This is a genomic window from Kitasatospora purpeofusca (assembly GCF_034043715.1).
GTDB lineage: Bacteria > Actinomycetota > Actinomycetes > Streptomycetales > Streptomycetaceae > Kitasatospora > Kitasatospora purpeofusca_A.
The window spans coordinates 1-12,598 of the sequence record NZ_JAXCLC010000061.1 but is presented as its reverse complement, the minus strand read 5'-3'; the positions used below and the strand labels follow the sequence as shown (position 1 = coordinate 12,598).

12 protein-coding genes are annotated in these 12,598 nt (G+C 73.2%); 3 read left to right on the top strand and 9 right to left on the bottom strand.

Annotated elements, in window-relative coordinates:
* The first annotated feature begins 6 nt into the window (after positions 1-6).
* Complete coding sequence (locus tag SM793_RS27015; RefSeq protein WP_320440890.1) at positions 7-573, top strand: DUF4291 domain-containing protein; 567 nt, start codon at positions 7-9, stop codon at positions 571-573.
* A 116-nt stretch (positions 574-689) separates the two neighbouring features.
* On the opposite strand, the gene SM793_RS27010 is transcribed toward SM793_RS27015, so the two are convergent.
* Positions 690-1,169 (bottom strand): ricin-type beta-trefoil lectin domain protein, encoded by a 480-nt coding sequence (locus SM793_RS27010; protein WP_320440889.1) that lies wholly within the window; start codon positions 1,167-1,169, stop codon positions 690-692.
* Between the two features lie 340 nt (positions 1,170-1,509).
* Here SM793_RS27010 and SM793_RS27005 point away from each other — a divergent pair, with 340 nt between their 5' ends.
* Both SM793_RS27005 and SM793_RS27000 read left to right on the top strand, forming a co-directional pair.
* Positions 1,510-2,082 (top strand): papain-like cysteine protease family protein, encoded by a 573-nt coding sequence (locus SM793_RS27005; protein WP_320440888.1) that lies wholly within the window; start codon positions 1,510-1,512, stop codon positions 2,080-2,082.
* A gap of 29 nt (positions 2,083-2,111) precedes the next feature.
* Positions 2,112-2,975, top strand: coding sequence for a hypothetical protein (locus SM793_RS27000; RefSeq protein WP_320440887.1), 864 nt, complete (start codon positions 2,112-2,114; stop codon positions 2,973-2,975).
* Between the two features lie 52 nt (positions 2,976-3,027).
* Here SM793_RS27000 and SM793_RS26995 read toward each other — a convergent pair whose 3' ends face one another.
* The 8 genes from SM793_RS26995 to SM793_RS26960 form a co-directional block, all read right to left on the bottom strand.
* Positions 3,028-3,954, bottom strand: coding sequence for a GNAT family N-acetyltransferase (locus tag SM793_RS26995; RefSeq protein ID WP_320440886.1), 927 nt, complete (start codon positions 3,952-3,954; stop codon positions 3,028-3,030).
* 335 nt (positions 3,955-4,289) lie between these two features.
* On the bottom strand, positions 4,290-4,886 hold the full coding sequence (locus tag SM793_RS26990; protein WP_320440885.1) for a hypothetical protein: 597 nt from the start codon (positions 4,884-4,886) through the stop codon (positions 4,290-4,292).
* A 308-nt stretch (positions 4,887-5,194) separates the two neighbouring features.
* A complete protein-coding gene (locus SM793_RS26985) occupies positions 5,195-6,214 on the bottom strand; it encodes an N-acetylglucosamine kinase (protein WP_320440884.1) in 1,020 nt (339 codons plus the stop codon).
* Positions 6,215-6,410: 196 nt separating this feature from the next.
* Complete coding sequence (locus SM793_RS26980; protein ID WP_320440883.1) at positions 6,411-7,700, bottom strand: 6-phospho-beta-glucosidase; 1,290 nt, start codon at positions 7,698-7,700, stop codon at positions 6,411-6,413.
* The gene (locus SM793_RS26975; RefSeq protein ID WP_320440882.1) at positions 7,700-8,623 is read right to left on the bottom strand and encodes a carbohydrate ABC transporter permease; all 924 of its coding nucleotides are present in this window, start codon (positions 8,621-8,623) and stop codon (positions 7,700-7,702) included. Before SM793_RS26975 ends, SM793_RS26980 begins: the two co-directional genes overlap by 1 nt.
* Before the next feature lie 21 nt (positions 8,624-8,644).
* Entirely contained in the window at positions 8,645-9,643 is a 999-nt protein-coding gene (locus tag SM793_RS26970; RefSeq protein ID WP_320440881.1) for a sugar ABC transporter permease, read from the bottom strand.
* Between the two features lie 38 nt (positions 9,644-9,681).
* Positions 9,682-11,043: an ABC transporter substrate-binding protein gene (locus SM793_RS26965; protein ID WP_320440880.1), complete on the bottom strand. Its 1,362-nt coding sequence runs from the start codon at positions 11,041-11,043 to the stop codon at positions 9,682-9,684.
* Positions 11,044-11,167: 124 nt separating this feature from the next.
* Positions 11,168-12,355, bottom strand: coding sequence for an ROK family transcriptional regulator (locus SM793_RS26960; RefSeq protein ID WP_320440879.1), 1,188 nt, complete (start codon positions 12,353-12,355; stop codon positions 11,168-11,170).
* Between the last annotated feature and the right edge of the window lie 243 nt (positions 12,356-12,598).

Here is a 12,598-nt window from a genome sequence, read left to right as displayed (position 1 = left end):
GACGCCATGCACCAGCAGCGCGGGATCCGGGCCGACTTCGACGCCGCCACCATCACCCTCTACCAGGCGTACGCCCCCGCCGTCGCCGAACCCGCGCTCGCCGCCCAGCGGTTCGTGCCGCCCTTCTCCTTCGGCCGGATGACCTGGATCAAGCCCTCCTTCGCCTGGTTGATGCACCGCAGCAACTGGGCGCGCAAGCCCGGCCAGGAACGCGTCCTCGCCGTCCGGATCACCCGCGCCGGCTGGGAGGAGGCCCTGCGCCGCGCGGTCCTGACCACCGCAGACCCGGCGGAGCTCGCCCGCGCCGAGGTGCACGTCCAGTGGGATCCGGAGCGCTCGCTGCGGGGCGCCGCGCTCAACCACTACAGCATCCAGGTGGGCGTGGGCCGCACCCTGATCCGGACCTTCGCCGAGGAGTGGATCACCGGCATCACCGACCTCACCCCGCAGGCCCGGAAGATCGCCGCCCTCGTCCAGGGCGGCCGGGCGGCCCAGGCCCAGCGCCTCCTTCCGCCCGAGCGCCCGTACCCGCTGCCGGGCTCGATCGCGGCCCGGTTGGGCATGGACCGCTGAGGCGGCAGGATCGGCCTGAACAGCCGTCGAGTCGGGCGGTCCGGTGCCGCACGGAAAGTCGGCCGTGCCGACCTCCCGCTCCGCGGCCGGGCCGCGGAGCGGGAGGCTTGGGCGGGTCAGACCTGCGAGAGGCTGATCTGGTCGCCGAAGACCACCCAGTGCTGGCCCCGGTCGGACTTGTCGCACGGCTTCACGGAGACGGTCGGGGTGCCCCAGGTGTTGGCGAGGCAGTAGGCGGGCGCCAAGGTCAGCGCGATCTGGTCACTGTTCACGGTCCAGTACTGGCCCTGGTCGCCGGAGGCGCACGGCTTCACGGAGACGTCCGGCTTGTTCCAGGTGTTGGCGAGGCAGTAGGCCCGGGCGTTGGCGAGGGCGATCTGCTGACCCGTGACGGCCCAGTGCTGGCCCTGGTCGTTGGCGTCGCACGCCTTGGTGGAGGCGTCCGGCTTGTTCCAGATGTTGGCGAGACAGTAGACGCCGGGCGTGCGCGTGGCCGGGCGTGCCACGTCGGCGGCTCCCGCCGTACCGGTGGGCAGGAGGGAGGCCGTCAGCGCCAGGGTGGCGAGGGCGAGCGTCTTGCGGAGGGCGGTTGCCATTAGGCGGGTTCCGTTCTCACTGGAGGCCGTACGGCTCGCGCACGGCTGGGCGGTGCACTCTCGCCATGGTTCGAGTACCTGGCAATTGGTAGCAGTGGCCGTCCGTGAACGGCCAGCACTGCAAGGCACGTTCATCCGAACGGGGAGTCGCCGCCCGCCACGGGGCGGTGCAGTGGAACCGGGCGCGCCAAGGGTCCTCCGGCCACGAATATTTCAAGCCATCCCCCTCTCATATGGCTAACAACCCGTTCGGCCCTGCTTTCCACGAGTCCTCCGGAGAACGGCGGCGGTCCGCGCTCTCATGTGGCTGGGCACCCCACGCCCCATGGGAAGGCAGGCAATGAGCAGATTCGGATACACGGCCACCGGGCCGGCATTGGCACTCGCGGTCTCGGCGGTCCTCCTGGCCGCAGGCGGTACGGCCCGGGCGGAGTCCGCCTACGACCAGATCACCATGCTGAAGCAGGAGAAGACCCAGTGGTGCTGGTCGGCCTCCGGGCTCACCATCGCCAAGTTCCAGGGATACGGCACCACCCAGGCGGACTTCTGTGCCCGGGCCTCCCAGTACAGCGGCGGGCCGAGCTGCGACAACCAGCCCGCCAGGCTCGAGGACATGGCCAACGCCTGGTCCAGCCTGGGCCTGGCCAAGCCCGGTACCGGTCTCGTTCGCGCGGCGTCGTTCGCCGAGGTCACCACCGACGTCAAGGCCGCCCGGCCGATCGGCGCCCGGATCGGCTGGAAGTCCGGCGGCGGCCACATGAACGTCGTCTACGGCTTCGACACCTCGAACAACACCATCGCCGTCGGCGACCCGTGGCCGGACACCACCACCTACACGTGGTGGAACTACGCCGACTACGTCAACAACAGCTCGTTCCAGTGGACCCACTCCCGTACCGGCATCTCCCGCTAGACCGAGAAGACAGAGAAGGAGGACGACCCATGAGTGACCGAACCGAGCCCGTCGGCCGGAAGGCCACCCGGTTCGCCCGGCTGCCCCTCGTCCTGGCGCTGGGGGCTACCGTGCTGCTGTCCGCCGCCGGCCCGGCCCGGGCCGTCGACATCCCCGACTACCAGGCCGCCCTGGACGCGGTGCGGTCGGCCGGCGTCCACGACGCCGTCTGCCGCTTCCTCGCCACCCCGCTGCCCGGGGCCGGCCCCGACACCGGGTCGGACGCCGTGGTCACGGTCCCCGACACGGCCGAACCGTGCGCGGGCCTGCCCGCGTTCACGCTCAAGGACCCGCTCGCGGTGCACGAGATCACCCCGGACTTCGTCGCGGGCACGGCGCTGCCGGTCCCCACCGAGGCGGTCAGGCTGAGCCACCTGGTCTCCTCGCTCGGCGCCGCCGTCAACGACCGCACCGCCACCGTGCTGCTCGCCCCGACCGAGGGCGGCGGCTGGCACCTGGCGGGCGTACGGGACGGCGACACCGACGCCGGGTACGCGGGCAGCGCGACCCCGGGCTCCCTGGTCTTCACCGAGCCGCAGATCCGCGGCTGGTACCGGCTGACGCTCACCACCGTGGAGCCGCTCAACGACCAGGCCAGGGCCGGGCTCGACGGCCGGTCGGCGGTGCCGCTGGCCGACTACCAGAAGCTGGTCAAGGCCCGCTACGCCGACAAGCTGGCCGGTTCCGAGTACGACACCCGGGGCATGTCCAGCGGCTACGGGCCGGACGGCCCTGCGGCCGAGCCGCCCTCCCGCACGCCCCTGCTCGCGGGCGGTTCGATCGTGGCCCTCGCGCTCGCGGGCGGCGCCGCCGCCCTCGGCCGGCTCCGGCGCCGCCGCCGCGGCACGGCCTGAGCACCGCGCCGCCGCCCCGGCCCCGCCGTTCGGGCGGGGCCGGGGCGGCGGCCTAGGCTCCGAGGGCCTTGCCGTACATCGACGAGGTGCGCCGGACCGTCATCCCCAACCGCTCGTACAGCGGCAGCGCGCCGGTCTCCGAGTGCGTCCACAGGGTGCACCGCTCCCGGCCGTGCCGGTGGACCGCGCCGAACACCTCGCCGAGCAGCAGCCGGGCGATCCCCCGGTGCCGGTGGTCCCGGCGGACGGCCAGCCGCTCGACGAGGCCCTCGCCGGACTCCGGCACGTCCAGGGCCAGCGCCGCGCCCACCATCTCCCCGCCGGCGAAGGCCACCCGGGAGAGCGCGGGCGCGAACGAGTCGTGCCCGACCGTCCGCAGTGACCACTCCTCGTAGGGACTGCGCCGCACCTGCCACTCGTCGAACGCGTCCTCGGTCACCCGGTGCGCCGCCCGCTCGTCGCCCGGGCGGAACGGCCGCACGGAGACTCCCGACGGCGGCGCGGCCGTCAACGGAGCGGCGGGCAGGGCGATCCCCAGCTGCCACTGGGAGACGAACGGCAGGTAGCCGCGCGAGCGCAGCAGCCCCACGGCGGCCCGGTCGCCGTCCTCCACGGCCTGCGCGAGCCGTTCCCCGCCCGCCCGCCGGGCCCGGTCCTCGGTCCAGTCGAGCAGCCACCCGCCCAACCCGGCGCCCCGGTGCCCGGGGTGGACGTCCACCCGGCTCCGCCGTCCGCCGCGCACCCACGCCCAGCCGGCCACCTCGCCGCGGCCGTCCCGCACCAGCAGGGCGTCCCGGGCGGGGTCGAGGCCGGGGTGCGCGAGGTCGGCGGCGACCTCGCCCGGCGTGCTCTCGGTACGGCCGAGCAGGTCGCGCTCGCAGGCGGCGACCAGCCGGGCGACGGCGGGGGCGTCGGTGACGGCCGCCGGTCCGGACCGGTAGCGGGCGGGGAGCGGCGGGAGTCCGGCGAGGTCGGTCATGTGTCCTGACTCTGGGCCACCCGCGCCGCTCCTGTCGACCGGATTCGGCAGACCGGATGTGGCGGACCGGATGCGGCGCACCGCTCGGGCCGGGGAACCCTAGCGGGGGCCGCCTCCTGGCACGATCGCAGGATCGGAGGCGGCCCCCGGGGACCGGTCCCGGACCACGCCGCTGAATGGGCATCGACCGCGCGGCTCCGACCGGTCGCGATCCGTCACCCGCCGCTCGGGCGGACCGGGCGTCCGGGTCACGCCCCCCATCCGACAACCTCAACCGCACCTGAGGTCAAGCCCCGCCGTCGGAGCGGCCGGTCCCGCCGCCCGTGCGAGACGGCTCAGGAGGCCGCCCGCAGCTCCCGGATCCGGGTGATCCGGCCGCGGGCGTCCACGACCAGGTCGTAGGTGTCGCCGTAACAGGCGTACGGGGGCTCGGGCTCGCCCTCGGACAGACAGGTGTCGAGGTGGTCGAGGAGGACGGGCAACTGGACCTCCTTGGCCGGGTCGTCGTGCGGGAGGTCGATCAGGGTGGCGGTGGCGTGCGCCGCCAGGGCGAGGTCGGCCGGTTCGGCGTCCGGGTGGCAGCCGGGCGGCACCGGGCGGACGCTCAGCCGGCCGTCCCGGACGTCGAGGACCTGGACCACCCGGTGCCCGGCCCCGGTCGCGCAAGCCGTGGGGGAGGGGGCGGTGGGGGAGGCGGCGAGGTCGAGGTCGGCCCCGGCCTCGGGGGCCGCCCAGTACTCCTCGAGGTCCGGGTACCCGTCCTCCCCGGCGTCCTCGAGGTCGTCGGCGTCCCCGGCGTCCTCGGCGTCGCCGACCTCGTCCGAGGACATCGCCAGCGTCGGGTCCTCGTCGATCGGGGTGCAGGCGGAGAGGCCGGTGGTGACGGCGCAGCAGAGCAGCACGGCGAGGAGGAGGCGACGGGGCGCGGTCATGGGGATGAGTCTTCCAGGAACGGGACCGGACGAGACACCCGCGTACACGTGGAATCCGTCCCACCGGTTCCGCTCCACCGGTTCCGCCACCCGCCGTTCCCGTCCCGGACGCACGACCGCCCCCGCCGGGCGTGCGGGCCCGGCGGGGGCGGAGGACAGAGGGTGCCGAGGCTCAGGGCGTCGAGGACACAGGACGCGGAGGACCGAGGACGCCGAGGACACAGCGCGCCGGAGGCGAGCCGAGGGCGAGCGGGAGTGCAGGGCGGGAGCGCAGGGCGGGAGCGCGGGGCGGAGGTGCCGCCCGGCGGCTACGCGGCCACCGAGTGCGCCGGGTCGTAGGCCCGCCGCGCCTGCTCCTGCGCCTGCGGTCCGGCCCGCAGGTGGTCCAGGCCGAGCAGGACCGCGCCCAGCACCGGCGGCGCGACGACGACCCGGGGCTCGGCGAGCGGCGCCTCCCGCGCCAGCCGGGCCGTCACGTTGTCCAGCAGCAGCGACTGCCGGGCGGCCAGCACTCCGCCGCCGAGCACCACCGGGGTCGGTGTGTCCAGCAGGTCGAGGCGGCGGAGGGCGACCAGCGCGAGCCGGGTGATCTCGTCGGCCTGCCGGTCGATCAGCTCCAGCGCGGCCCGGTCGCCCTCCCTGGCGACCGCGAACAGCACCCGCACGATCTCGTGCAGCCGGGCGAACGGCAGGTGCCCGAGGTGGACGGCCTCGGCGACGGCGACGGCGCTGGGCAGGCCGAAGTGCTCGGCGATCGCGGACGCGAGCGCGGTCGGCGCGCCGCGCCCGTCCTCGGCGCGGACGGCGTGCCACATGCTGCTGACGGCCAGGCCGGAGCCGCCGCCCCAGTCACCGGTGAGTTCGCCCAGGGCGGGGAAGCGGGCGGTGCGGCCGTCCGGCAACAGTCCGACGCAGTTGATGCCGGCGCCGCAGACGACGGCGACCCCGCGCGGGCCGTCGGTGCCGGCCCGCAGCAGGCCGAAGGTGTCGTTGACCACGGTGTTGCTGACGCCCCAGGGGTGGGACTCCAGGGCCACGCGCAGGCCCTCCTCCTCGACCGGGAGGTCGGCGTTGGCCAGGCAGGCGCTGACGTGGCTGGTCAGCGGGCCGGTCCAGCCGGTCAGCCCGGCGGCCGCGGCGGCCTCCTCGACCAGCGGGGCGAGGCCGGCCACGGCGGCGGCGCTACCGGTCTTCTGCGGTGTGAAGCCGCCGCCCCGGGCGGAGCCGAGGACACGGCCGTCGGCGCCGACGAGGGCGACGTCGGTCTTGGAGTTGCCGGCGTCGATGGCGAGGACGCCGGTCAGGTGTGGTTCGGGCTGGTGGGTCATCGGGTCCCCGCGGCTCGTCGTACGTGGCCCGGCCGGGGGTCTTTCCCGGCCGGGGATGGCTTCTCCTGCCGGCGTCCGCCGGGCGCCGTCCGCCGGGCCGCCGGTGGCCCGGCCCGCACTCCCCCCACGGGGTGCGGGCCGGGGGACCGGCGGCCCGGTCCGGCGCCGGACGGGACCGGCGCGGAGGCCGGGCGGGTCAGGCCCAGGCGAGGTGCTCGCGGTTGTGGGCGAGCAGCCGGTCCGTGAGCCGGTCGGCGAGTTCGATCTGGCCGACCAGCGGGTGGGCGAGCAGTGCGTCGAAGACCCGGTCGCGACCGCCGCGCAGGGCGGCGTCCAGGGCCAGGTGCTCGTACGAGGTGACGGCGGCGACCAGGCCGGCGTACAGCGGCTCGAGCGGGCGCTGCGGGAGCGGGCGCACGCCCGCCGCGTCGACCTCGGCCGGCACCTCGATCACGGCGTCGTCGGGCAGGAACGGCAGCACTCCGTCGTTGCGGGTGTTCACCACCTGCACCGAGGTGCCGCCGCCGGTGCCGAGCAGCGCGGCGATGAGCTGCACCGCCGCCTCGGAGTAGAACGCGCCGCCGCGCCGGTCGAGCAGCTCCGGCTTGGTGTCGAGGGCCGGGTCGGCGTACAGCTCCAGCAGCTGCCGCTCGATCTCGGCGACCTCGGCGGCCCGGGAGCCCTTGACCTTCAGCTCCTCCACCACCAGGTCGTGCTGGTAGAAGTAGCGCAGGTAGTAGGAGGGCACGACGCCGAGCCGCTCGACCACCCGCCGGGGCAGCCGGATGTCGTCGGCGATCTCCTTGCCGAAACCGGCCAGCAGCTCCGGCAGCACCTCCCGGCCGCCGGCCGCGCCGGGCGCGTCCAGCAGGGTGACGCCGCGCTCCCAGCTGAGGTGGTTGAGGCCGACGTGGTCGAGCCGGACCAGCTCCGGGTCGACACCGAGGTGCTTGGCGAAGCGGCGCTGGAAGCCGATCGCGACGTTGCACAGGCCGACGGCCTTGTGGCCGGCCTCGCGCAGCGCGCGGGTGACGATGCCGACCGGGTTGGTGAAGTCGACGATCCAGGCGTCCGGGTTGGCGCGCCGGACCTTCTCGGCGATGTCGAGCACCACCGGGACGGTGCGCAGCGCCTTGGCGAGGCCGCCCGCGCCGGTGGTCTCCTGGCCGACGCAGCCGCACTCCAGCGGCCAGGTCTCGTCCTGGTTGCGGGCGGCCTGTCCGCCGACCCGCAGCTGCAGCAGCACCGCGTCGGCGTCCGCGACGCCGGCCTCGATGTCGGTGGTCGTGGTGACGACCGCGCCGTGGCCCTGCTTGGCGAAGATCCGCCGGGCCAGCCCGCCGATCAGCTCCAGCCGGTCGGCGGCGGGGTCGACGAGGACGAGTTCGCCGATCGGCAGGGTGTCGCGGAGCCGGGCGAAGCCGTCGATCAGCTCCGGGGTGTACGTCGAACCGCCGCCGACGATGGCCAGTTTGAGTGCGGACATCAGCCCTTGACCCCTGTCAGTGTCACGCCTTCGATGAAGGCCTTCTGTGCGAAGAAGAAGAGGATGATCACCGGAGCCATCACCAGCAGGGTGGCGGCCATGGTGAGGTTCCAGTTGGTGTGGTGGGCGCCCTTGAAGGACTCCAGGCCGTAGGAGAGGGTCCAGGCGTCGTGGTTGCTGCTGGCGTAGATCTGCGGGCCGAAGTAGTCGTTCCAGCAGTAGAAGAACTGGAACAGCGCGACGGCGGCGATGGCCGGCTTGGCCATCGGCAGCACCACCCGCAGCAGGGTGCGCAGTTCGCCGCAGCCGTCGATCCGGGCCGCCTCGATGTACTCCTTGGGGATGGTCAGCAGGAACTGCCGCAGCAGGAAGATCGAGAAGGCGTCGCCGAAGGCCATCGGGATGATCAGCGGCCAGAGCGAGCCGCCGAGGCCCAACTGCTTGGCCCAGAACAGGTACATCGGGATGATGGTGACCTGCGGCGGCAGCATCATCATCGAGATGACCGCCATCATCGCCAGGTTGCGGCCGCGGAAGCGGAACTTCGCGAGGGCGTAGGCGACCGGCAGGCTGGAGACGACGGTCAGCAGGGTGCCGGCGAGCGCGTAGAGCAGGGTGTTGCGCCACCAGGTGAGGAAGCCGGGGGTGTTCCAGACCTTGCCGTAGTTGCCCCAGTTCCACGAGGTGGGCCAGTAGTCGGTGGTGAGTGCCTGGCTGTCGGTCATCACCGAGGTGAGGAAGACGAAGACGAACGGCAGCAGGAAGAAGAGGCCGGCGGCGATCGCCAGCGAGTGGACGGCCACCCAGTTGAGCAGCGCGCGCCGGCGGGCGATCCGCTCGGCGGCGGTGACGGGGCCGCGGGCGACGCCCCGGCCGGTCCGCTTCCCGGGTGCCTCGGAGGGGAGGGTCGAGCTGAGAGTCATGATCGTGTCCTCACTGGGCCGCTAGTCGTCGCTGGCCATGAAGCCGGACTTGCGGCGCATCAGCACCGAGGTCACGGCCATCGAGATGACGAACAGCACCAGGGCGACGACGCACGCCGCGCCGTAGTTGAAGCGCTGGAAGCCGAGGTTGTAGACCATCTGCGGCAGGGTCCAGGTGGAGCCGTTCGGGTAGCCGGGCTCGAACTGCTGGCCGGAGTTGCCCGCGTTGCCGGCGGCGACCTTCCCGGCGACGAAGGCCTGCGTGTAGTACTGCATGGTCTGGATGACGCCGGTGACCACCGCGAACATGATGATCGGCGAGATGTTCGGCAGGGTGACGTAGCGGAACCGCTGGAACGGGCCGGCCCCGTCGAGCTCGGCGGCCTCGTACTGCTCCCTCGGGACGTCCAGCAGGGACGCCATGAAGATGACCATCAGGTCGCCGACGCCCCACATGGCGAGCAGGGTGAGCGCGGGCTTCGACCAGTCCGGGTCGGCGAACCAGCCGGGCTGCGGCAGCCCGATCTCGCCGAGGAAGTGGTTCACCGGGCCGGTGCCGGGGTTGAGCAGGAAGGCGAAGGCGACGGTGGCGGCCACCGGCGGGGCCAGGTACGGCAGGTAGAAGGCGGTCCGGAAGAAGCCGGCCCCGGACTTGATCTTGGTGATCAGCAGCCCGATGCCGAGACCGAACGCCACCCGCAGGCTCACCATGACGACGACCAGCCACAGGGTGTTGCGCAGGCCCTGCCAGAACGCCGGGAGGTCGTTGAAGACGTAGTCCCAGTTCTTCAGGCCGGTGAAGGTGGGCGAGCCGAAGCCGTTGTACTTGGTGAACGAGAAGTAGATCGTCGAGATCAGCGGGTACAGGAAGAAGACGCTGAAGCCGATCAGCCAGGGGGAGAGGAAGGCGAGGGTGCGGGCCGCCGCCCGGCGGCGCTTCCGGCGCAGCTGCTGCTGCACGGGAGGCGCCGCCGGGGCGGTCGCTCCGGCCCCCTTGCGGGTGGCGGACGCGAGTGACATGGGAGCTCCGAGGACGGGCCGGGCGTGCGGGGTGCGCGCTACTTGGCCTGGGCGATGGCGGCGTCGATCTCCTTGGCGGTGGCGGTGAGGCCGGCCGTGAGGTCGGTCTGCTTGCCGGACTCGTAGTCGTAGCCGAGGTTCTGCACGGAGACCAGGTAGCCGCCGCCGTTGACCACGGCCGGCGTGGTGCCGGAGCTGGCGTGCTTGGCGATGTTCACGAAGGTCTTGAAGTTCTCGTCGGCGACCAGCTTCGGCGACTCCAGGGCGGCGAAGGTGCTCGGCACGTTGTGGATCGCGTTGGCGAAGGAGACGACCGCGTCGGTGTCGGTGGTCAGGAACTTCACGAACTCCCAGGCCGCGGCCTGCTTCTTGCTGGTGCTGGCGATGCCGACGATGGTGCCGGTCTGGTAGCCGCGGCCGTAGGTGTCCTGCTGGTCGTCCGGCACCGGGAACGGGGCGGTGGCCCACTCGAAGTCCGGCTTGTCGGTGGCGAGCGAGGCGGTGCGCCACTCGCCGTCGATGGCCATCGCGACCTGGCCGGTGTGGAACGGGTTCTTGGCGCTGAACTCCTCGCCGAAGGTGGCCCGGAACTTGTCCAGCTTGTCGTAGCCGCCGAGCTTGTCGACCATGCTCTTCTGCCACTTCATCATCGCGGCGACCTTCGGGTCGGTGGCGACGGTGGACTTGCCGGCGGGGTCGAAGTAGGTGGGGCCGTACTGGCCGAGGAAGTGCTCGGTGGTCGACTCGTAGCCGTGGTAGAGCGGCATGAAGCCGAGCTGCTTGTAGCCGTCGCCCTCGGGGACGGTGAGCTTGTTGGCGACCTCGGCGAACTCGGTGAAGGTCTTCGGCGGGTTGGTGATGCCCGCGTCGGCGAAGGCCTTCTTGTTGTAGTACAGGCCGAAGGCGTCGCCGAGCAGCGGCAGGGAGCACTGGTTGCCCTGGAACTGCGTGTAGTTGAGCATCGCGGCCGGGAAGGTCTTGGCGGCGTCGATGTTGTCCTTGGCCAGCAGCGGCTTGAGGTCGACGAAGGCCTTGGTCGAACAGAACATGCCGACGTTGTTGGTGGTGAAGGAGGAGACCACGTCGGGGGCGTCGTCGCCGCCGGCCCGCAGGGCCTGGTTGACCTTGTCGTCGGCGATGTTGCCGACGGCCTTGACGTGGATGTTGGGGTGGGCCTTCTCGAAGGCGGCGATGTTGTCGTTGATCGCCTTCACCTCGGAGTCCTGGCTCCAGCCGTGCCAGAAGGTGATCGTGACGTCCTTGCCACTGGCCGAGTCGTCGCTGCCGTCGCCGTCGCTGCTGCCGGTGCAGGCGGTGGCGAGCAGGGCGAGGACGGCGCTGCCGGTGACGGCGGCGAGCGTCCGGCGGCTTCTGCGGGCGGGGGAGGTGGTGGATTGCACTTCGAGGTCCTCCTGGGGGTGCCGCGGGCAGGCGTCATTGCCTCGGGTCCCGCGTTGGGGATGGGGAGAGGTGGGTGCAGGGGCGAGCGGTGCAGACTGGGCGTCGGGCGTAGGGCGTAGGACGTCAGTGGGTGGAGAAGACCGCCTCACGGGCGGCGGCCAGCGCGCGGGCCAGCGCGCCGATCAGGACGGGCGAGCCGGTCAGCGTGCTGCTCCGGACCTCGGGCCGGGCGGGCGAGATCCTGGCCAGCTCCTCCTCGACCAGGGCCCGCAGCCGCTCGCCGCCGGCGGTCGGGACCCCGCCGGAGACCACCACCAGCCGGGGGTCGACGACGGCGACGATCACGGCCAGGCCGACGGCCAGCCGGGCGGCCAGTTCGGTGAGGAAGGCGTCTCCCGCGCCCGGGGTGGCGAGGGCCCGGGCGACCGCCTCCTCGGCGGTCGGCGCGGCGATCCCGTGCTCCTTGGCCAGGGCCCGGACGGCGGGGGCGCCGACGAGTTCCTGGAACCCGCCGGAGTTGCGCCGGCGGACGTCCCGGACCGGCGAGCCGGGCACCGGCATGTAGCCGACCTCCCCGGCGCCGCCGGTGAAGCCGCGGTGCAGCCGGCCGGCGATCACGATCGCGGCACCGGTGCCCTCGCCCGCCCACAGCAGCACGAAGTCCTCGAAGCCCCCGGCCGCGCCGGAGGACTGCTCGGCGACGGCGGCGAGGTTCACGTCGTTCTCGATCGTCACCGGCGCGCCGATCGCCTCGGCCAGCCCCTCGACCAGCCGGGGCGCGTGCCAGCCGGGCAGGTGCGAGGCGTAGCGCAGCTTGCCGGTGACCGGGTCGGGCGCGCCGCCGACGCCGATCACCACGGTGTGCAGCGCGCCCTCGGCGAGCCCGGCGGCGCGGACCGCCTCGGCGACCGCGGCGGCCACCCGGGGCACGGTCGCGGCGGCCTGCCAGCCCTTGGTGGGGACGACGTGCTCGGAGAGGGTGGTGCCGCTGATGTCGGCGACCGCGACCCGGACGTGGCTGTTGGTGACGTCCAGTCCGGCGACGTATCCGGCGGCGGGATTCACCTGGTACAACTGCGCGTTGGGGCCCGGGCCGCCGGCCGTGGTGCCCACCGGCAGCACCAGCCCGGCCGCTTCCAGCCGGGCCAGCAGCTGGGAGGCGGTCGGCTTGGAGAGCCCGGTGAGAGTGCCGATCTGGGTGCGGGAGAGCGGTCCGTTCGCCAGCAGCAGTTCGAGTGCGGCGCGGTCGTTGATGGCCCGCAGCAGACTGGGGGTGCCGGCGAGGGGGATCTTGGTGTGGCTTCTGGTCACGCGACGATCCTCCTCCTCGGGGCGACCGTGATTCCGGTCGGGCCAGCGGCGAACTGTTAGGAAACTTTCCAGTCGCTTGGGACAGGACCGTACGGGCCCCGTCAGCGGAGTGTCAATGGCCCTTCGCACGGAGGATGCCGACTCGTTACCGGACGGCCGCCTCCATGGCGGCGGCGGCCTCGCACCGGCCCGGCCTTGGGGTGGGGGGGGGGGGGGGGGGGGGGGGGCGGGGCCGGCCGCCCC